General features: G+C 62.3%; 17 protein-coding genes and 1 other RNA gene. 12 read left to right on the top strand and 6 right to left on the bottom strand.

Going from position 1 to position 19,478, the window contains the following annotated elements; translation table 11 throughout:
- Nucleotides 1-24: 24 nt before the first annotated feature.
- The 7 genes from OPC11_RS11755 (at nt 25) to OPC11_RS11725 (ending at nt 8,802) form a co-directional block, all read left to right on the top strand.
- Nucleotides 25-2,550, top strand: a complete 2,526-nt coding sequence (locus tag OPC11_RS11755; RefSeq protein WP_264781972.1) for an ABC transporter ATP-binding protein — start codon at nt 25-27, stop codon at nt 2,548-2,550.
- A gap of 144 nt (nt 2,551-2,694) precedes the next feature.
- Nucleotides 2,695-4,365, top strand: a complete 1,671-nt coding sequence (locus tag OPC11_RS11750; RefSeq protein ID WP_264781971.1) for an ABC transporter substrate-binding protein — start codon at nt 2,695-2,697, stop codon at nt 4,363-4,365.
- Nucleotides 4,366-4,506: 141 nt separating this feature from the next.
- Nucleotides 4,507-6,198 (top strand): ABC transporter substrate-binding protein, encoded by a 1,692-nt coding sequence (locus OPC11_RS11745; RefSeq protein WP_007980118.1) that lies wholly within the window; start codon nt 4,507-4,509, stop codon nt 6,196-6,198.
- Between the two features lie 52 nt (nt 6,199-6,250).
- Entirely contained in the window at nt 6,251-7,264 is a 1,014-nt protein-coding gene (locus OPC11_RS11740; RefSeq protein WP_007980116.1) for an ABC transporter permease, read from the top strand.
- Nucleotides 7,261-8,187, top strand: a complete 927-nt coding sequence (locus OPC11_RS11735) for an ABC transporter permease (protein ID WP_007980114.1) — start codon at nt 7,261-7,263, stop codon at nt 8,185-8,187. The genes OPC11_RS11740 and OPC11_RS11735 overlap by 4 nt, the downstream gene beginning before the upstream one ends.
- On the top strand, nt 8,187-8,543 hold the full coding sequence (locus OPC11_RS11730; protein ID WP_264781970.1) for a hypothetical protein: 357 nt from the start codon (nt 8,187-8,189) through the stop codon (nt 8,541-8,543). The genes OPC11_RS11735 and OPC11_RS11730 overlap by 1 nt, the downstream gene beginning before the upstream one ends.
- Before the next feature lie 40 nt (nt 8,544-8,583).
- On the top strand, nt 8,584-8,802 hold the full coding sequence (locus OPC11_RS11725) for a hypothetical protein (protein WP_264781969.1): 219 nt from the start codon (nt 8,584-8,586) through the stop codon (nt 8,800-8,802).
- A 34-nt stretch (nt 8,803-8,836) separates the two neighbouring features.
- On the opposite strand, the gene OPC11_RS11720 is transcribed toward OPC11_RS11725, so the two are convergent.
- The 4 genes from OPC11_RS11720 to OPC11_RS11705 form a co-directional block, all read right to left on the bottom strand.
- Nucleotides 8,837-9,466 carry a dienelactone hydrolase family protein gene (locus tag OPC11_RS11720; protein WP_069449573.1) on the bottom strand — a complete coding sequence of 210 codons (630 nt, stop codon included), beginning with the start codon at nt 9,464-9,466 and terminating at the stop codon, nt 8,837-8,839.
- Nucleotides 9,467-9,563: 97 nt separating this feature from the next.
- Nucleotides 9,564-10,274: a sugar phosphate nucleotidyltransferase gene (locus OPC11_RS11715; protein ID WP_264781968.1), complete on the bottom strand. Its 711-nt coding sequence runs from the start codon at nt 10,272-10,274 to the stop codon at nt 9,564-9,566.
- 40 nt (nt 10,275-10,314) lie between these two features.
- On the bottom strand, nt 10,315-11,586 hold the full coding sequence (locus OPC11_RS11710; protein WP_264781967.1) for a dihydroorotase: 1,272 nt from the start codon (nt 11,584-11,586) through the stop codon (nt 10,315-10,317).
- A 27-nt stretch (nt 11,587-11,613) separates the two neighbouring features.
- Nucleotides 11,614-12,303: a lipoate--protein ligase family protein gene (locus tag OPC11_RS11705; RefSeq protein ID WP_007980102.1), complete on the bottom strand. Its 690-nt coding sequence runs from the start codon at nt 12,301-12,303 to the stop codon at nt 11,614-11,616.
- Between the two features lie 53 nt (nt 12,304-12,356).
- Here OPC11_RS11705 and OPC11_RS11700 point away from each other — a divergent pair, with 53 nt between their 5' ends.
- Entirely contained in the window at nt 12,357-13,277 is a 921-nt protein-coding gene (locus tag OPC11_RS11700) for a hypothetical protein (RefSeq protein ID WP_264781966.1), read from the top strand.
- 144 nt (nt 13,278-13,421) lie between these two features.
- On the opposite strand, the gene OPC11_RS11695 is transcribed toward OPC11_RS11700, so the two are convergent.
- Complete coding sequence (locus tag OPC11_RS11695) at nt 13,422-13,994, bottom strand: isochorismatase family cysteine hydrolase (protein WP_264781965.1); 573 nt, start codon at nt 13,992-13,994, stop codon at nt 13,422-13,424.
- Between the two features lie 115 nt (nt 13,995-14,109).
- On the opposite strand from OPC11_RS11695, the gene OPC11_RS11690 reads away from it, so the two are divergent.
- On the top strand, nt 14,110-15,615 hold the full coding sequence (locus tag OPC11_RS11690) for an Hvo_1808 family surface protein (RefSeq protein ID WP_007980094.1): 1,506 nt from the start codon (nt 14,110-14,112) through the stop codon (nt 15,613-15,615).
- An 84-nt stretch (nt 15,616-15,699) separates the two neighbouring features.
- Nucleotides 15,700-16,839, top strand: a complete 1,140-nt coding sequence (locus OPC11_RS11685; protein WP_264781964.1) for a nicotinate phosphoribosyltransferase — start codon at nt 15,700-15,702, stop codon at nt 16,837-16,839.
- On the opposite strand, the gene OPC11_RS11680 is transcribed toward OPC11_RS11685, so the two are convergent.
- The gene (locus OPC11_RS11680) at nt 16,836-17,438 is read right to left on the bottom strand and encodes a TIGR00296 family protein (protein WP_007980090.1); all 603 of its coding nucleotides are present in this window, start codon (nt 17,436-17,438) and stop codon (nt 16,836-16,838) included. The genes OPC11_RS11685 and OPC11_RS11680 overlap by 4 nt on opposite strands.
- Nucleotides 17,439-17,554: 116 nt before the next feature.
- On the opposite strand from OPC11_RS11680, the gene rnpB reads away from it, so the two are divergent.
- Both rnpB and OPC11_RS11670 read left to right on the top strand, forming a co-directional pair.
- Nucleotides 17,555-18,004: RNase P RNA component (gene rnpB / locus OPC11_RS11675), an RNA gene on the top strand.
- 401 nt (nt 18,005-18,405) lie between these two features.
- Nucleotides 18,406-19,431 carry a matrixin family metalloprotease gene (locus OPC11_RS11670; protein WP_264781963.1) on the top strand — a complete coding sequence of 342 codons (1,026 nt, stop codon included), beginning with the start codon at nt 18,406-18,408 and terminating at the stop codon, nt 19,429-19,431.
- The last annotated feature ends 47 nt before the right edge of the window (nt 19,432-19,478 follow it).

Raw genomic sequence — 19,478 nt, 5'->3', positions numbered from 1 at the left:
CGCGACTACCATTGCCGCGTAATCGTGACCGATCTACTGTCCATCTCGAATCTGAAAACGCAGTTCCACACGGAACGAGGGACTGTCAAGGCGGTGGACGACTTCGACCTGAACATCCGAGAGGGAGAGACCATCGGACTCGTCGGCGAATCCGGGTCCGGGAAATCTGTGACCGCGCTCTCGGCGATGCAACTCATCGACGAACCGGGCGAGGTCGCCTCCGGCGACATTCGTTTCCAACACGAGGAGGTCGCCGAGACGTTCGCAGACAAGTATCCGAGCGGCGTCGGGGAGTACGTCTTCCCCGACGAGGGGTACGTCGACATCATGTCGGCGCCCGAATCCGTCATGCGGGACATCCGCGGCAGCGAGATGGGGATGATTTTCCAGGACCCCATGACCTCGCTCAACCCGGCGCTGACCGTGGGCGAGCAAGTCGCAGAGAGCCTGCAGCTCCACCAGTACGGCGGCAAGCGGAAGGATAGCTGGTGGAACGCGGTGCGGGAAATCGCCCCGAAAATCAGCGGGGACGACATCGACGGCGAACTCCTCGAAGACACAATCGACATCCTCGAAGAAGTCGGGATTCCGGAACCCGAATCCCGCGTCGAGGAGTACCCGCACGAGTTCTCGGGCGGGATGCGCCAGCGCGTGCTCATCGCCATCGCGCTCGCCTGCAAGCCGAAACTGCTCATCGCGGACGAGCCGACGACGGCGCTCGACGTGACGATTCAGGCCCAGATTCTCGACCTCATCAACGACCTGCAGGACGAGTTGGGCATGTCCGTCTTCATGATCACCCACGACCTCGGCGTCGTCGCCGAGACGTGCGACCGCGTCGCGGTGATGTACGCGGGCGATTTGGTGGAGGTCGGGCCGGTGGACGAGATTTTCCACAACCCGAGCCACCCGTACACGTACGCCCTCCTCGAATCCATCCCCCGAGAGGACAAGGAGCGTCTGACTCCCATCGAGGGGAACGTCCCGGACCTCATCGACATGCCCGACGGCTGCCACTTCGCCGACCGGTGTCCGTGGGCGCAACCGGAGTGTACGCAGGGCGAGATTCCGAACCTGCAACACGGCCCGGACGACGTGGACCACCGCGCGAAATGCGTCCTCGAATCGTTCGACGGGACCGAGTACGTCGAGGAACAGGAGAGCGTTACGACCGGCGAACACGAGGTGGGAGACACGCTCGTCACGGTGGACAGCCTGAAGAAACACTACTCGCGCGCGGACGACTTCCTCGACAAGTGGCTGTCCGACGGCGACGACAGCGTGAAAGCCGTCGATGGCATCTCGTTCGACATCTACGAAGGCGAGACGGTAGGACTGGTCGGCGAATCCGGGTGTGGTAAATCCACCGCCGGTCGGTCGCTCCTCCGCCTCGAAACGCTGACCGACGGGCGGGTCGTCTTCGCCGGAACCGACCTCGGCGGGTTGGACAGCGACGAGATGCGCGAGGCGAGAAAGGACATGCAGATGATATTCCAGGACCCGCTGTCCAGCCTCGACCCGCGGATGTCCATCGGGCAGATCATCGCCGAACCCCTTTCGATTCACGGCCTCTCCGAAGGAAAACGACACGAACGCGTGAACGAACTGATGGAGAACGTCGGTCTCGACCCCAGCCAGCGCGACCGGTATCCGCACGAAATCTCGGGCGGCCAGCGCCAGCGCGTCGGCATCGCCCGCGCGCTCGCGGTGGACCCCGACTTCATCGTCGCCGACGAACCGGTCTCGGCGCTGGACGTGTCCGTGCAGGCCCAGATTATCAACCTCCTCGAAGACCTGCAGGAGGAGTTCGGCTTGACGTTCCTGTTCATCGCCCACGACCTCTCGGTCGTTCGGCACATCTCCGACCGCATCGCGGTGATGTATCTCGGCGAAATCGTGGAGGTCGCGGACACCGACGAACTGTTCGCGGACCCGAAACACCCCTACACGCAAGCTCTGCTCTCCGCGATTCCCGAACCGGACCCGCGGGCGGACACGGACGACCGGGTCATCCTCAAGGGCGACGTGCCGTCGCCCATCGACCCGCCGAGCGGGTGTCACTTCCGAACGCGGTGTCCGCAGATAATCCCGCCGGAGGGAATGGACATCGACCAGCAGGCGTATCGTGAGGTGATGAACTACCGCGAACGCGTCGAAAACCGCGCCATCAACCTCGAATCGGTCCACGAACAGGCGGCGGACGGAGGGCGGTCGGCACGGGCCGCCACGGATGGCGGTGAGAAGTCGACGGACGCCCGACCCTCGTCGGACGTGGGCTCCGGCGCTTCGACTGGCAGCGGGCAGGCGACCAGACGACCGGGGGATAATTCGTTCCACGCCGTACTCTGGGACCGACTGTTCGAGACGGAACCGACCGGCGAACCGCGCGACGTCGTTTCCCAGTCGTTCGACTACCTCGCCGACGAGGACTGGGAGGCGGCAGAGTCGCTCCTCGCGAAACACTTCACGAGCGTCTGCGAACGAAAGAGTCCGGTACTCCAGGACACCACCCACCCCTCGGCCTGCCATCTCTACGACCAACCCGAGTAGTTTCGTTTCCCATCGCCGCAGTAGTTCCGTTCCCCGTCGCCGTTCGACATTCTCGGTTTGACACGTTCGCTCCTTGTTCCAATCGTCGGTAACCGTGGTCCCGTCCGGCAGAACTATCACTATTATCGTTGACGTTTTTGGGGGATGTCACCAAACGACACGGTTTCGAGACGGAGCTTTCTGAAAGCGGCCGGTGGCGCGACCGCCGCCGCGACGTTCGCCGACTCGGTTTCGGGGGTGGGTTCGGCGACGGCACAGGGCAATCAGCAAGGTGGATTGTTGACCTACGCGCGTGGCAGCGATTCGGGGACCCTCGACCCGCAAAACACGACCAGCGGCGAGGACGTGAAGGTCACGAATCAGGTGTACGATACGCTCATCCAGTTCAAACCCGGCGAGACGAGTCTGACGAAGGGACTCGCGACGAACTGGAATTTGAAGGGGACGACGACGACGCTGAAACTCCGGGAGGGGGTGAAGTTCCAGAACGGCGAGACGTTCACGGCGGACGACGTGATAGCGACGTATCGCCGCTTCACCGATTCGAGCTATCAGTACTATCCGGGCGACAGTTACGTCTCGTCCTACGGGCCGTTCACGCTCGGCAACTGGGTGAAGAACATGAAAAAGAACGGCGACTACAACCTGACCATCGAACTCAAGCAGAAGTACGCGCCGTTCCTGCGAAATCTGGCGATGTTCGCGTCGAGCATCCTCTCAGAGAAGGCCATCCAGAACCTCGGCAAGAAGTTGAGCAGCAACCCGGTCGGGACGGGACCGTTCCAGTTCGACAACTGGGACAAGAGCAACCAACGGATTCGGTTGTCGGCGTACGACGACTACTGGGGCGACGGTCCGAACGTCGATCAGGTCGTGTTCACGGCCATCGCGTCGAACACGACGCGCGCCCAGACGCTCGACTCGGGCGACGCCGACATCATCGACGGACTCGGCGCACAGTCCGCACAAATCGTCCGACAGTCGAACAACGCCAGCCTCAGGGAGAAGGAGGGAATCAACGTCGGCTACATGGCGTTCAACATGGCGAATGTGGAGGCGTTCCGCGACAAGCGGGTTCGACAAGCCATCAGCTACGCCATCAACACGAAGGCCATCGTCGATACCATCTTCAAGGGCATCGCGGAACAGGCCAGCCAACCGATTCCGTCGAACGTCCTCGGCTACAACAAGAGCCTGAATCCGTACCCCTACAACCCTGACAAGGCGCGCTCGATGCTGAACGACGCCGGATACGGGGACGGCTTCTCGTTCGAGTTGGCGACGTTCAAAAATCCGCGCGCGTACAACCCGAGTCCGATTCAGGCCGCGCAAGTCGTCAAGTCCAACCTGAACGACGTCGGCATCGACGTGACCATCAACCAACAGTCGTTCAACCCGTTCCTCAACTACACCGAGAGCGGCAAACACGACGCGTGTTTCCTCGGCTGGATGACGGACAACGCCGACCCGGACAACTTCTATTACGCGCTGTTGGACCCCGGTATCCCGGTTAACAAGGTCCCGAACGGGCAGGACTGGGTGAGCTTCGACACGAAGAACTTCAACACGCTCGACGTTGCGGCGTGGGCGAACACCGACTTCATGAAACTCGTCCGGCGCGCCCAGCGAACGTACGACGACAACCAGCGCGCGAAGCTGTACCGACAGGCGGGAAAGCTCGCGCACGACGAGGCTCCGTGGGTGTTCATGGACCACGCGAAGGAACTCCGTGGGGTCGGAAACAACGTCGACGGCTACGTCGTCGAACTCATCTCCGGCCCGTTCTTGAACCTCGTTTCGCTGCAAGGACAGTAAAAACCGCCCGAATCACCAGACATTCAATACGATTTCACGTAATAGATACGAAGAACGCCACAATATCATCGTTTCTTTCATTCGTTCATTGGATACTATAGCTCCGGTATGTTTATATAGAACATATGACCACACTGGCGTATGGCGTCACGCGACAGATTGACTGACAGACGTAGTTTCCTCAAAGCTGCTGGCGGCGCGGCCGCGGCAGCGACACTCGCGGGTTGTATCGGCGGCGAGACGGGCGACGAAACCACCAGCTCCGGCGACGGAACCGGTGACGGCAACGGCGGTTCGGGCGGTACGCTCACCTACGCCCGTGGCAGCAGTTCGGGGTCCCTCGACTTCCAGAACTCGACCAGCGGCGAAGTCGCAAAGGTGACGAATCAGCTCTACGACACTCTCATCGCGTTCAAACCGGGCAAGACCTCGCTCACCGAGGGCCTCGCAACGAACTGGAACGTGGACGGCAAGACGGTCACGCTCGACCTCCGCAAAGACGTGAAATTCCACAGCGGTGAGGACTTCACCGCGGACGACTTCGTGGCGACCTACCGCCGCTTCGTGGACGAGGATTACGAGTACTACCCCGGCAAGAAGTACGCCTCCTCCTACGGTCCGTACACGCTCGGCGTCGTCAAGGACGTCAAAGCGGACGGCGACCACAAACTCACGATCAACTTGGAGAAGAAGTACGCGCCCATCCTCCCGAACCTCGCGATGTTTGTCTCCGCGGTCCACTCGAAGAAGGCAATCGAGGAGAAGGGCAAAGGGCTCAAGTCCGACCCGGACGGCACCGGCCCGTTCAAGCTGAAGAACTGGGACCAGAGCAACAACCGCGTCCGCCTCGAAAAGAACGAGGACTACTGGGGCGACGGCCCCTACGTGGACGAGGTCGTGTTCACCGTCGTCGGTAACAACACCTCACGCGCCCAGACGCTCGACTCGGGCGACGCACAGATCATCGACGGACTCGGTGCGCAGTCCTCACAGCAGGTCAAGAAATCCGGCAACGCGGAACTCGTCTCGGACGCCGGTATCAACATCGGTTACATGGCGTTCAACATGGCGAAGGTCGAAGCCTTCCAGAAAAAGAAGGTCCGACAGGCCATCAGCCACGCCATCAACACGAAAGCCATCGTCGATACCATCTTCAAGGGTATCGCCAAGGAGGCCAACCAGCCGATTCCGAGCAGCGTGATGGGCTACAACGACAGCCTCAGCCCGTACGCATACGACAAGGAGAAGGCACAGAAGCTGCTGAACGAAGCGGGCTACGGCGACGGCTTCTCGTTCGAACTGGCGACGTTCAAGAACCCGCGGACGTACAACCCGAGCCCGATTCAGGCGGCCCAGACGGTCAAGTCCAACCTGAAAGAGGTCGGCATCGACGTGACCATCAACCAGCAGGCGTTCGACCCGTTCCTCAACTACACGGAAACCGGGAAGCACGACGCGTGTTTCCTCGGCTGGATGACGGACAACGCCGACCCGGACAACTTCCACTACGCGCTGCTCCACCCCGGCGTCTCCATCGACGACGTGCCGGACGGACAGGATTGGATCAGCTTCGACACGGACGGCTTCAACACGCTCAACGTCGCGGGCTGGGCGAACACCGACTTCATGAAACTCGTCGAGGACGCGCAAGTGACCTACGACAACGAGGCGCGCAAGAAGAAGTACAAGAAGGCCGGGAAAATCGCACACGACGAGGCCCCGTGGGTGTTCATGGACCACGCGAAGGACCTCCGCGGCGTCCACAACAGCGTCAGCGGGTTCAAACTCGCTCCCATCAGCGGTCCGTACCTGCGCCTGGTGAAGCTCAACTGATAAACCACGGTAACGAGCCTTTTTTGACCCCCGACGTTTGAGATTGGGGTAGATGATATCCAAGCGGTTCGTTATCAAACGACTGTTGCTACTTATTCCCGTGCTGTTCGGGGTGGCGACGTTCGTTTTCGCCATTCTCCAACTCTCACCGGGCGACCCCGCACGGGTGGTCGCGGGCCAGCGGGCCTCGGAAGCGTTCGTCCAGCAGGTTCGCCACGAGATGGGATTGGACCAACCGATCTGGGTCCAGTACGGGGATTTCCTGTGGAACGCGCTCCACCTCGACCTCGGACAGTCCTACCAGATTCGAAAAGGCGTGCCGGTCACGCAGATTCTCACGCACAGGCTCCCCGTCACCGTCGAGATGGCGCTGTACGGCCAGATTTTCGGTATCCTGTTCGGCATCCCGCTCGGCGTGATTTCCGCCATCAAGCAGGACTCCGCGACCGACCACCTCACCCGAATCGGCGCACTGACCGGAATCAGCATCCCGATTTACTGGAGCGGACCGCTGCTCATTCTCCTGTTCGCCCAGTACCTCCACCTGTTCCCGCCGAGCGGTCGCATCGCCTCGGAGTACAGCATCAACCTCGTGACGGGACTCATCACGGTCGATACGCTGTTGAACGGCAACTTCGCGGCGTTCCAGTCGGCGGTGATGCACCTGTTCCTGCCCGCGCTCGTCATCGGCATCTACTCGATGGCGCTCATCTCGCGGATGATGCGGTCGTCCATGCTCGAAGTCGTGCGGCAGGACTACATCCGCACCGCCCGCGCGAAGGGACAGGGAACGAAAATCACGATGCTGAAACACGGCTTCCGCAACGCGCTGATTCCCGTCGTGACCGTCATCGGCATCCAGTTCGGTACCCTCCTCGGCGGCGCGGTGCTGACGGAAACCGTCTTCGGCATTCCGGGCATCGGGACGATGCTCGTGGACGCCATCGAAGTCGGTGACTTCCCGGTGGTACAGGGCACCGTGTTGACGTTCGCGCTCCTGTTCACGCTCGTCAACCTGTTCGTGGACATCACCTACTCCTACCTCGACCCGAGGATCCAACAATGAGCACGCAAACAGAAAACAGCGAAACGGTCTCCCGCGGGTTCTTCAGTCGCCTGCGGGCCTCGCCGTTCCTCTCCGAACTCCTGTCGAATCGCCTCGCCGTCACCGGTCTCACCATCATCCTCTTCATGATTGTGGTGGCGGTGTACGCGAGACTGACCATCGACCTCGCGGCCATCAAACAGTCTCGAATCGGCCTCCAGCCGAGTCTCGCCGCGCCGAGCGAGGCGTACCCCTTCGGGACCAATCTGCAGGCACAGAACATCTTCCCGCGCGTTCTCTACGGCGCGTGGTACGCCATGCTGTTCGGAACGGTGACGGTCGCCGCCTCGACGACGCTCGGGGTCGGCCTCGGCATCATCGCGGCCTACTACGGCGACCTGACGGATAACGTCATCATGCGGACGATGGACGTACTGCTGGCGTTCCCGGCGCTCCTGCTCTCGCTCGCGCTGGTCGCCGTCTTCCCCGACGAGTGGGGGTTGTGGCGCGCGGTCGCCGCGCTGACGCTCGTCTACACGCCGCGGTTCGCCCGCGTCGTCCGCGGCGCGGCGCTGAAAGTCCTCGAAGACGAGTACATCGACGCGACGGTGGCGCTGGGTGCGAAGAACCCGCGCGTGCTGGCCCGCCACGTCCTGCCGAACTGTCTCGCGCCGATTACGGTTCAGAGCACGCTCAACTTCGGCCTCGCCATCCTCGACCTCGCGGCGCTGTCGTTCCTCGGCTTCGGTGCCGACCCGGGAACCCCTTCGTGGGGACTGATGCTCTCGAACGGCGTCAAACACGGCCTGTTCAGCGTTCCGAGCGCATGGTGGTGGTCGTTCTTCCCCGGTCTGTTCCTCGCCGTGACGGTGCTGGGATTCAACCTGCTCGGTGACGGGATGCGCGACGCGCTCGACCCGCGGATGCGCGAAGCCGTGGACTGATGGATTTCGTCGGGTATCTCCGTCCCCGCGTTCGTCTCGTCTCCCGGTTCGGCGGTGTCGGACTCGCGCTGGGCGGCGCGGGCGTTTTGCTCGTCGTCGCCGCGGGCGAGACGGTTTCGTTCGCCAGTCGGAAGGTTTTCGCCGTCGCGGCGCTCGTGTTCGGCTTCGCCATCCTCGGCTGGTCGGGGTCGGTGTTCGCGGGGAGCGCGGTCGAAAACGCACAGAAGTACCTCGATTCGAACACGGGGTGGACCGAGGCGGACTCTCGAAAAGCGATGACGGTCATCGGCAGTCTCGGCGCTGGCGGCATGGTCGGTGTGACCGTTATGACGCTCGTCTTACGTGCGGCATACTGAGCCGTAAATGTTATGCCGACCTATCACTCTTATGGCTCATATGGTGGTTTTCGAATCGTTACTTGTGGGCATCATCTTCGCCGGTATCGGTGTTCTCGTGACGGCGAAACCGCGAGAAATATTTCTTATCAGACAATCGGTCGCCGTCGCATCGACCGGAGAACTCGGCGAGTTCGGCGTCGCTCGGTATCAAACCTACGGGTTGCTTTGCGTCCTGCTCGGGCTATTGCTCGTCCTCATTCCATTCTTCCTTCTCTGACACGACGCCGTTTCACCGGGGTCGGTTCGGCCCGTCACAGGTGCGAGGAGAACCATTCGCCCGCGAGCGTCGCAACCGATTCCAACGTCCCCGGTTCTTCGAACAGGTGACCCGCACCCGGGACGACTTCGAGTTCTTTCTCACAGCGCAATCGGTCGTACGCCTCGCGGTTCAGTTCGAGCACTTGCGTGTCCCGGCCGCCGACGATGAACAACGTCGGTGCCGTCACGTCCGCGAGCACCTCCGTCGCGAGGTCAACCCGGCCGCCGCGTGAAACGGTCGCACCTACCTCCGGACGACGCGCCGCCCCACGAAGCGCGGCGGCGGCCCCGGTACTCGACCCGAAGTAGCCGACGCCGCGTTCTTCCGTCTCCGGTCGCTGTTCCACCCACTCCGTCACCGCGACGAGGCGGTCGGTCAACAGTTCGATGTCGAAGCGGTTCGCGTACGTCTCGTCCTCCGCTTCCGTGAGCAGGTCGAACAGGAGCGTCCCGAGACCGAACTCGTGGAGCCGCTCCGCGACGAAGTTGTTTCGCGGACTCTTCCGACTGCTCCCGCTTCCGTGTGCGAACAGCACGATTCCGTCCGCGTCGCTCGGAACGTGGAGATTCCCCTCCAGTCGAACCGAATCGACCGGAATCTCGACCGTATCTTCTCCCGTCATATCGTATCCTCTATCGACGCGTCGGTGCCTAATCGTGACGGCCCGTCCCACTCCACTCCACTCCACTCCACCCTTCGACTTTCCACCGAGTTCCCACTCACTCCCGAAGCTGTCGTTCCGCCGCGTCCCGCTCCGCCGGTGTATTGACGTTCGCCGTCCAGCCCTCGGTTCGCATCGTCAACATAGTGTTGTCGGTGACGAATCGTCGAATCGACTCCGAGAGTTCGTACTCGCCGCGAACCGACAGTTCCGTCGCCGCACACGCGTCGAACATCGCCGGACCGTACACGGCGAATCCCGCGGCGACGAGGCTCGGTTCTGGCGGGTCGTTTGGTTCCTTTTCGATACCGCGTAGTTCCCCTTCGTCGGTCACATCGCAAATGGCTTTCACGCGAGCCTCCTCGGTCGAGACCCGTTCGACCAACTGAACCCCATCCACGCCCGCCTCCTGCTGGCGTTCGACCAGTGGTTCGAGGTCACACCGAATCACACAATCCCCGTCGAGACACATGAACTCCCCCTCGACGTACGGTTCGGCCTGCAACAGCGCGTGTGCCATCCCCAACTGCTCGCCCTGCCGGGCGTACGTTATCGGAATGCCGGAAAACGAGTCTCCGTACCGGTCCCGAATCTGTGTTCCTTCGTAGCCGATGACGACGATCACTTCCTCCGCGTTCAGTTCGGCCACGGTTTCGAAACAGCGCGTGAGAATCGGCTTTCCCGCGACTTCGACCAACGCTTTCGGCTTGTCGTCGGTCAGCGGACGGAGACGGGTTCCCTTTCCGGCGGCGAGGACGACTGCTTGCATACGGTCGCTACCGCAGCACGCCTGATAATTTTACGGGGACCTACGCTCGAACGTTTTCCCCGATTTGCTCGCCGAACTCGCCGTCCTCGAAGACGACGTTGCCGCGGACCATCGTCATCTCCGGGAATACGCCCGTCCAGCCTTCGAACGGCGTCCAGTCGCACTTCGTGTGGAGGTCTTCCGCCCGAATCTCGCGCGTCGTGTCGGGGTCCACGAGAACGAGGTCGGCCATCCGTCCCTCCTCGATGCGACCCTTCCGCGGCAGGCCGAACACCTTCGATGGGGTTCGGGCGGTGAGGTCGGCGACGCGCTCGTAGCTGAGATTGTCCTTGCGGGCCTCCTCCAACAACAGGGGAAGCATCGTCTCGACGCCCGGCACTCCGCTCGGGGCGTCCCAGATTCCGGCGTCCTTCTCCTCGCGGGTGTGCGGTGCGTGGTCGGTCGCAATCATATCGACCGTCCCGTCCGCTACGCGCGCGAAGACTTCTTCGCGCCGTTCCTCGCTCCGAAGCGGCGGGTTCATGCGCCCGAACGTCCCGAGTTCGTCGAGGTCGTCGCGCGAGAGGAACATATGATGGGGCGTCACTTCGCAGGTCGCACCCGCCTCGGTCGCCGCGTCGATTCCCTCCGGCGTGCTGGTGTGTGCGATGTGCAGTCGCGCGCCGAGTTCGATGCCGATTTCACAGGCCCGTTCGACGGCATCCGACTCCGCCTCGGCCGTGCGGTAGGCGCTCCACGCGTCCGCGTCGTCGCGGGACTTCGCATCCGAATCGAACAGGTCCGCGTTCTCCGCGTGCACCGTCACGACGAGGTACTTGTCCGTGGCCCGTTCGACCGCCGACCGGAACAGGTCCGCTTCGATGCCCATCTTCCCCGTCGAGTCGGCCAGAAACACCTCGCCGAGCGCGAGAATCGGCTCGTCGAGCAGCTCGTCGGGGTTCCAGTCGGGCGTGACGCCGCCGTTGATACCGTAATCGACGTACGACTCCGCCGCGAGTTCCGCCTTCTCGTCGAACGACGGTCCATCCACCGTCGGCGGGTTAGTGTTCGGTTGGTCAACGACCGTCGTCACGCCGCCCGCGGCGGCGCTCTTGCTTCCCGTCTCCCACGTCTCCTTGTGCGAAAACCCGGGCTGGCGGAAGTGAACGTGTGCGTCGATAGCACCGGGCAACAGCAGTTTTCCCGTCGCGTCGACGACCTCGCCGGACTCCGTTAGCGAGGATCCGATAGCCGAAATTCTCCCCGCGTCGGTTTCGATGCGAACGTCGCGTTTGCTGCCGTCGGGAAGCGTCGCGTTCCGGATGGTGAGCATATACTCGCCACTGTTCCGGCAACCGTCCTAAGTGTCCCGGTCGCCAACGTGTTCGACCGTCGCGTCCGCGTCGCCGACCAACATCGCCTCGATGGTTTCGGCGACCACCTTCGGATCGCCGTTCCCCCCGGCCTTTGCGACACTCCCGACGGAATCCGGGTTGAACGGCACGTCGAGCGCGGCGTAGATGGGGTCCAAGACCGCGGCGATTTCCTCGTGGTCGTCCACGACGACGACCCCCGAAACGAGCGCCGCGCCGGTTCGGACCCGCTGTGCGATACCCGCGATTTTCCCCTTCCACTGGAGCGAATAATCGCCCGGACAGAACGACCGTGACGGTTCCCCGCGCTGTGCCGGGACCCCGAGTCGCCAGAACGCACGCTGGAGCGTTTCCGTCGTCTCCGCGTAGCGTTCCTCCATCCCGGTTCGCATGTCCTCCAGCGGGACCGTCGTGGCGAACGCTACCGTGGTTCCGGTGTAGGCGACCGCACGCCCCCCGACGCTTCGTTCGAGCGGTTCGAAGTCACACGAACGGGCGACCGATTTCGCCACGTCGTACTTCTCGGCGCGGGCGTCCCGCCGCCCGAACGCTATCTGTCGATGTGGCGTCCAAACGCGAACCGCCGCCTCGCCCGTTTCCGCCGTCTCCGTGAGCATCGCGGCAGTGACCTGTCGGTCATCGTCCCGAGTCTCCGCCCGACCACGAAGCACGCGCATAGTATTCCATTGTGACCCGATGTATGTAAACGCTCCCGGTCGTAACTCCATCCATGGTCGGGCTTACCACGGACGTGTTGTCGAGCTATCCCCGATTTTCGGTCTACAACTCGCCGTACGTCGCACACGACGACGGTTGTGCCATCGACCTGTATCCCGACAACGAGGAGCCACGGACGCCGCTCGCGCCGAGTCCCGTCGCTGGCGAAGTGGTCGAAACCCGGACGGTGACGGCTCCGTCGAAGCCCTACGCCGTCGCGCACGACCACCTCATCGTGGTCGATACCGGCGACTATCTCGTCCGGATGCTGCACGTCGCCCCGACCGTCGAACCCGGCGAGACGGTCGAAGTCGGCGACTCGTTGGGCGAACTTGTCCGCTCTGGCTTTTTCGCGCCGTGGGTCGCAAACCACATCCACCTCGGCTTTCGGGAGCACGGAACGAACCCGGTTCGCGCGTCGGGGTCGCTCCCGCTCGACGTTCCGGTCGAAATCGAACCCATCGCGTGGGACGGTTCTGGGCGCGTCGTCGAGACGGGTGAGACGTTCGTCGTCCTCGACTCGCCGACCCATCCCGCGCCCGGCGAACGGTTCGCGGGTATCGAGGCCGTTGTCGGTGGGGATGACGAGGCTGGGGATGGCGAGGCGGTGGTGCTGGACGGTGGCCTTCCACACTACGAGGGTGGCGGGGTGCTCCGCACACTGGAACGTCGAACGGCATCGCCGCGAGACGGTGGGGCGCTTCGAGCGTCGGACTCACGAGGCGGCGAACCGACCTCCGTTTCGCTTCTCGGTGCGCGCGTCGGACAGGTGAACGGCCGCACCGTGACGTGGGACGACGTGGACATCCGCGCGAACGGGGAGCCGATTACCGGACTCTCGCTGTTCGTCTCGCTGGAGCAGTTCGGCGCGAAACTCGTCTGTCCGGGCCACGACTTCTCGGTCGGCGATTCGATTTCGGTGAGCGTCCACTGAGGTCGCTTGGCTTTCTTCGCACTGGTTCGGTACTCCGATTTCAGTCTCCGGTATCGATCATCGTGGCGGTTCTGGCCGCGTCCTCGTTTAAAAATCTTCGCCGCTTGGGGAACTTCGTGGCCTTCTCTGTCGATTGCCGTTTTCTTATTCGAATTCGATGTCGTCCAGTTCGACGCCCTCGCCGAACAGCCACGCCGCGTGTTCGAGGGCGTAGTCGCGGTGGTCTTCCTCGATGTAGCCGATGGCGTCCTCCACGAGCATCGGTTTGAAGTCGCGCAGTCCGGCGCTTCCGGCGGTGTGAAGCACGCAGACGTTCGCCAGCGTTCCGCAGATGAGCAGGTCGTGGATGTCGTGGGCGTTCAGATACCCTTCGAGGTCGGTCTGGTAGAAGGCGTCGTAGGTGTACTTCGTCACCACGTGGTCGTCCTCGCGGACGTCGAAATCGTCCACGATGTCGGCTTCCCACGACCCCTCCATGACGTGCTCGCCCCAGCGGTCGAACTCGTCGTAGTAGTGGTTGTCCTCGAACTGTTCCCGCGTGTGCACGTCGCGGGTGAAGACGACCGACGCCCCCGCCTCGCGGGAACGCTGGAGGAGTTCCTGAATCGGTTCGATGACGTCCTCGCTGGCCGGTGCGTACAGACTCCCGTCGGGGTCACAGAACCCGTTTTGCATATCGACGACGACGACGGCGGTCGAATCGGAATCGACGGTCATGTTCGTCACTACGGTCGGTTTTTACGAAACGGTTTCGTCCGCCGGGGTGGCCGATTTATTTCGTTTCTTTTTCAAGAGCTTTTTTACATAGTAGCCCTAGTTTACACGCACGATAATGCGAACGATTACCGTAGCGGCGGTCGCTCTCATGCTCGTCCTCGCTGGCTGTTCGCAAGCCCCCGGAACGAGTACGAGCACGCAGACGAGCGGCCCGAACGTAACCCAAACGACTCAAGGTCCCAGTACCGAGGTTTCCGGTCCGGATACCGAGAAAGCCGTCCATCCACCGGACCCCAAATCGGACGTTCTCGGCTGGGAGAACGGCTATTGGTACAACGAAACCCTCTCGATAGACCAGAGTGACGGGCTGAACAAGTCGGAAATCGCTGCCATCGTCAATCGGTCGATGGCCCGCGACGAGCGGATACGGGACTTGGAGTTCACGAGCACGGTTCCCGTGAAAGTTATCTCCCGCGAACAGTTCCGACAGGATCAGAACAACCGCAGCACGCCCGCGAACCGACGGTTGTTCGACAACGTGAAGTACGAATCGCTGTTCATGATCGGCGAATCGACGGACTCCATCGGCGTGCAGAACCAGAACTCGGGGTCGTCCATCGGCGGCTTCTACAGTCCGTCGAAGAAGTCCATCGTGCTGGTCTCGAACAACAACGAGAACCTGCACGTGAGCGAGAGCACGCTCGCCCACGAACTCACGCACGCGCTTCAGGACCAGCACTTCAACCTCTCTTCGTTCGACCAGACCACCCGCGAACGGCACAACGCCGTGGATGGCCTGCTCGAAGGTGAAGCCAACAACGTCCAATATCTCTACGACGAGCGGTGTCAAAACGAGTGGAAAGGAACGTGTTTCTCCGACACCAAGCAGGGCGGAAGCGGTGGCGGACTCGCCAACTACGGGCCGTACCTCATCAAATACCAGCCCTACAGCGACGGTCCCGTCTTCGTGCGCCACGTCCGCAACCAGTCGGGTTGGGAGGGCGTCAACGACGTTTACTCCAACCCGCCCGCCAGCACGGAGCAGATTATCCACCCGGACAAGTACCAGAAGGACGAACCGTCCACGATTTCCGTGCAGGACTCGACGAGCGACGGTTGGACGCGCCTCCAACCGGAGGGGCGACCGAACTACGGCGAGGTCGGCGAAACCGGCCTCTTCGCCATGTTCATGTATCCCTACTTCGAGAGCCAAGGGAAAACGCAGATAATCCCGTCACGGAACTTCTTCAACCGGAACGCGGACGGTCAGATGCAAAAAGTGGACCCGCTCAACTATCAGAGCAAACCCACGAACGGGTGGGATGGCGACAAGATAGTCGTCTACACGAACGACAACGCGGGCAACAACGAGACCGGCTACGTCTTCAAGACGAAGTGGGACTCGAAGAAGGACGCCAGCGAGTTCGTGGACGCGTACGAGAAGTTGCTCAACTACCACCACGCAAAGCAGGTCGACGGAAAGCAGAACACGTGGACGGTGCCCGACAGCACCGGCTTCGGTGACGCCTTCTCGGTTCGACAGAACGGCAACACCGTCGTCATCGTGAACGCGCCGACGGTTTCCGACCTCTCGAACGTCCACAGCAACGCGGCGTCGTAGATTCCGCGTTTCCCTCGACCGACGAATCCGGTTCTTTTTCTCTCTCGCGGGGAATACCCCCGATATGCAAGACAGGTGGTTCGCGTGAGCGACCGATTCGACGTGGTTCCCGAGGAGTCGATTCGAGACGGAACCGCGACGGATGCCTACTTCCTTCGCACCGAGACGACGCTCGAAGCCGCCGGGAAGAACCCGCACGTCGTCGCCGAAGTGACCGCCGACCAGTTCCCGACCGGCGAGTTCGAACTCCTCTCCGGCGTGAAAGACGCGGCGCACCTCCTCGAAGGACTTCCGATAGACGTGGATTCGATGGCCGAGGGACAGTTGTTCGACGGTGGGCCGGTCATGTCCATCGAGGGGAACTACCTCGACTTCGCGCGGTACGAAACCTCGCTGTTGGGGTTCCTCTCGCACGCGTCCGGAATGGCGACGAACGCGCTCGAAGCACGACTCGCGGCCCCCGATTCGACCGTCCTGAGCTTCGGCGCGCGCCACGTCCACCCGTCCATCGCGGCCGTCGTCGAACGGTCCGCCCTCGTCGCGGGTCTGGACGGCTTTTCACACGTCGCCGCGGGCGAGGTGCTCGGACGGGAACCCGGCGGAACCATGCCCCACGCGCTGATGCTCTGTTTCGGTGCGGGCAATCAGGAGGACGCGTGGCGCGCGTTCGACGCCGCGGTCGGCGAGGACGTGCCGCGGGTCGCGCTCTGTGATACCTTCTCGGACGAAAAGGACGAGGTGTTCCGCGCGGTGAACGCGCTCGGCGACGATTTGGACAGCGTTCGTATCGATACCACGGGGTCGCGGCGCGGCGACTTCGAGCACATCCTTCGGGAACTCCGCTGGGAACTCGATTCGCACGGCTTCGCGGACGTGGACATCTTCGCCAGCGGCGGTCTCGGACCGGACGAGCTCCGGCAACTCGATGGCATCGCCGACGGGTTCGGCGTCGGGAGCTACGTCAGCAACGCGGAACCGATCGATTTCGCGCTCGACATCGTGGAAGTGGACGGCGAACCGGTCTCGAAGCGCGGCAAACTCTCCGGTCGAAAACAAGTCTATCGAACCGCCGATGGCGGCCATCACGTCGGTCTTGCGCGACACGAGGCATCGGGCGAGCAGTTGCTACAGCCGCTAATCCGCGACGGTGAACTGGTACGGGAGTTCGATATCGATGCTGCTGCTCGGCGGGCTATCGACGACGCGACAGCGGTCGAATTTTAAATTCGCTCGATACTCCCTTCCGGCTCTCGCTCTCGGAACACCGGTCCGTCGACGATCGTTACCATCACGTCGTCGTCCTCCCACGCGCCGTGGGGGAGACCCGCCTTTCGACAGGTTCGGTCGAGATACTCGAATTTGCTCCAGTTGTGCTCGACCGGAAGCGTCGGATACATCCACGCTTCGCCGCCGCGACCTTCGACGGCGACTCCGTGTCGTCCGAGCCGAATGTCGTTCGCCGGGTCGTTCGACAACGTGGTGTCCTCGACGATGAACACGGAGATGTTGAGATTCGACAACTCGGCGGGTTCGATCTCCGACCCGCACGAATCTCCGCTCGCGGCCGCGATGGCCGAATCGACGATTGCGTGCCCTAACTGTTCGCTCGTGTCGTAGGCACCTGCGCACCCGCGTAGGCTTCCACGACCACGGGTGGATTCGAGCCGGACGAAGACGCCGGTGCGTGCGTAGAACGCCTCTCGCATGCTTCCCGGTTGTTCTCGTTGTCCGTTGATAACGTAGGAATTGACGGCCTCCCGTGCGAGTTCGACCGCGCGCGTGCCATCCTCGTAGGTGAGGGTTACTGCCTGTGCCTCAGACATACAGGTAGCTTATGCACAGAAACATCTTCAACGCTTCCCTTCAATCTGGCCAGCTTTAAGGGGACGTGACTACCAGTATCGAACGGCTTAAACGCGTGCAACGGCTAGTTTTCTTCGGCAGAGGGAGCCCGGTTTCCGCGGTGCACGCGGCGCTCGTCGCGTGCGGACGGTATCGATTTCCGGTACCTACGTGAGGAAAGTCCCCCCACCAGCCGGGTAGGCAACCGGACGCAAGTCCGGAGTGGGAGACCACTGGCTCTGGAACAGAAACGAGACCGCTTCGCGCGACCGATGAGGTGTGCGAACCGACCCGTAAGGGGAGGAAGTTAACCCACCGAGGGAAACGTGATGGCATCGCCATCACGCGACCGCGCTGGCGCTGTCAGTGCGGTGACCGCGAAGAATGGATGGAACGGTGAATCCTTGCCGGTGCAAGTCCGTGCCATATTGGTAGCCCGGACGCGCCGTCGGATACACTCCGACGCGCCTCCGGACCTCGTCCGGAGATGGTTCGGACGCTGAGCCGAATACTGGGTCGAACAGAAGGGGGCTTACTCCCCTCAGCCATCATTCATATTCCGAACGCGACTGCCAGTAATGCGACCCCAGCGAGTATTTCTATTGCCACGACCGCCAAGGCGGCGCTTGCTTTGATGTACGTCATGCTGCCCAATTCGGACAATGATTCCACCACCAATAAGTAAGAACGATGGTTATGCACAGTTTCTCGTTTCAACAGCAAAATAACGGATTGAACGGTTCTAAACGATTGACAGTCGGTTTGAAAGGTTCTATGGAATGATTGGAAATGTCTCTCATACTCGTTCAATCCGTGATTACCGCTCGATAGTCGCGTGAAAAATACGCGATTAGGGTCCGTCTAAGTATCTCTCGCGCGGATCGTTTGTTTCGCCCGCGGTTTCCGAAGGCGGAAGGTTTGATAGTACGACGAACCGAAACTGTACCAATGAACTGGCGCGCGCTCATGCTCGTCGTCTGTCTCGTTCTCGCGGGCTGTGCCGGTGCACAGTTCGACCGAACGACGACGCACACCGCGACTGACCGCCCAACGATGCAGGGAACGCGGACCGCGACGGAAACGGGGACGGTCGCGGATCGCTCGAATCCGTGGGGTGGTCCGGTGACGGTCGCTATCAATACGAGTGACGGCACGCGTGGGTATACCGACGACGTTCGGCGCGCGCTCGACTACTGGGAGCGCCACAGCGCGAAATACGCGGGGTACTCGATTCAGTACGAACTCGTCCCGGACGCCGAGAATCCGGACCTCGTTATCAACTTCGTCGATTCCGTCGAGAGCTGTCCCCGGGTGGACCACGCCGTCGGCTGTGCGCCGTACATCACCGAGGCCGCACAGATATCCCGGCCCATGCAGATAGACGTGGACGATTCGTTCTCGAACGAATCGACGATTCTCATCCTGAAACACGAGCTCGGCCACACCCTCGGTCTGAACCACAGCTCGGCCCCGCAATCCATCATGGCCGCCGAGGCTGCGCTCGCGTCCCGCCCGCTGCCGGACGCGAGCGAGCGTGACCTCCCGTGGGCGGACGCGTCGTTCACCGTCTACCTCGGCCAGACGGACGACAGACAGGCCGTGAAAGAGCAGGTTCGCCACGCGCTCGACTACTATGCCGACGGCGCGGACGGAACCGTCCCGTCGAACGTCTCGTTTACCTTCACGGACGACCGCTCGGCCGCCGACGTTCTGATTCGCTTCCCCGATACGCTCCCGTGCAATCCGGGGTCGAGCGGTTCCTGCGGCGGCGTCCGCGGAACCGACCCGGACCACGACAACGCGCTGGAGCAGTACGACCGGCTGACGATTTCTATTTCCGGCGTCGATACCGATGCCGTCGGCTGGTACGTCGGCTACTGGCTGGGCTACGGGTTCGGGCTCGAAGAGTCGGAACTCGCACCCCCGTTCCAGCACGCGTCCGCACGCGACCGACGGAGCGACTGGTGGAAGTAAGTCCGCGCCAAAAACTGCCCGCTCGCTCGTTTCACTCGCTCACGGCA

The organism is Haladaptatus sp. T7, from assembly GCF_026008575.1.
In the GTDB taxonomy this organism is placed as follows: Archaea; Halobacteriota; Halobacteria; order Halobacteriales; family Haladaptataceae; genus Haladaptatus; species Haladaptatus paucihalophilus.
The sequence above is the reverse complement of the archived record's forward strand: the minus strand, read 5'-3'. Positions and strand labels throughout refer to the sequence as shown.

Bases quoted from the DNA above. Each gene is read 5' to 3' on its own strand.
- OPC11_RS11750 (WP_264781971.1), top strand. From the start codon at position 2,695: ATGTCACCAAACGACACGGTTTCGAGACGGAGCTTTCTGAAAGCGGCC.
- OPC11_RS11745 (WP_007980118.1), top strand. From the start codon at position 4,507: ATGGCGTCACGCGACAGATTGACTGACAGACGTAGTTTCCTCAAAGCT.
- OPC11_RS11740 (WP_007980116.1), top strand. From the start codon at position 6,251: ATGATATCCAAGCGGTTCGTTATCAAACGACTGTTGCTACTTATTCCC.
- OPC11_RS11735 (WP_007980114.1), top strand. From the start codon at position 7,261: ATGAGCACGCAAACAGAAAACAGCGAAACGGTCTCCCGCGGGTTCTTC.
- OPC11_RS11730 (WP_264781970.1), top strand. From the start codon at position 8,187: ATGGATTTCGTCGGGTATCTCCGTCCCCGCGTTCGTCTCGTCTCCCGG.
- OPC11_RS11725 (WP_264781969.1), top strand. From the start codon at position 8,584: ATGGTGGTTTTCGAATCGTTACTTGTGGGCATCATCTTCGCCGGTATC.
- OPC11_RS11720 (WP_069449573.1), bottom strand. From the start codon at position 9,466: ATGACGGGAGAAGATACGGTCGAGATTCCGGTCGATTCGGTTCGACTG.
- OPC11_RS11715 (WP_264781968.1), bottom strand. From the start codon at position 10,274: ATGCAAGCAGTCGTCCTCGCCGCCGGAAAGGGAACCCGTCTCCGTCCG.
- OPC11_RS11710 (WP_264781967.1), bottom strand. From the start codon at position 11,586: ATGCTCACCATCCGGAACGCGACGCTTCCCGACGGCAGCAAACGCGAC.
- OPC11_RS11705 (WP_007980102.1), bottom strand. From the start codon at position 12,303: ATGCGCGTGCTTCGTGGTCGGGCGGAGACTCGGGACGATGACCGACAG.
- OPC11_RS11700 (WP_264781966.1), top strand. From the start codon at position 12,357: ATGGTCGGGCTTACCACGGACGTGTTGTCGAGCTATCCCCGATTTTCG.
- OPC11_RS11695 (WP_264781965.1), bottom strand. From the start codon at position 13,994: ATGACCGTCGATTCCGATTCGACCGCCGTCGTCGTCGTCGATATGCAA.
- OPC11_RS11690 (WP_007980094.1), top strand. From the start codon at position 14,110: ATGCGAACGATTACCGTAGCGGCGGTCGCTCTCATGCTCGTCCTCGCT.
- OPC11_RS11680 (WP_007980090.1), bottom strand. From the start codon at position 17,438: ATGTCTGAGGCACAGGCAGTAACCCTCACCTACGAGGATGGCACGCGC.
- OPC11_RS11670 (WP_264781963.1), top strand. From the start codon at position 18,406: ATGAACTGGCGCGCGCTCATGCTCGTCGTCTGTCTCGTTCTCGCGGGC.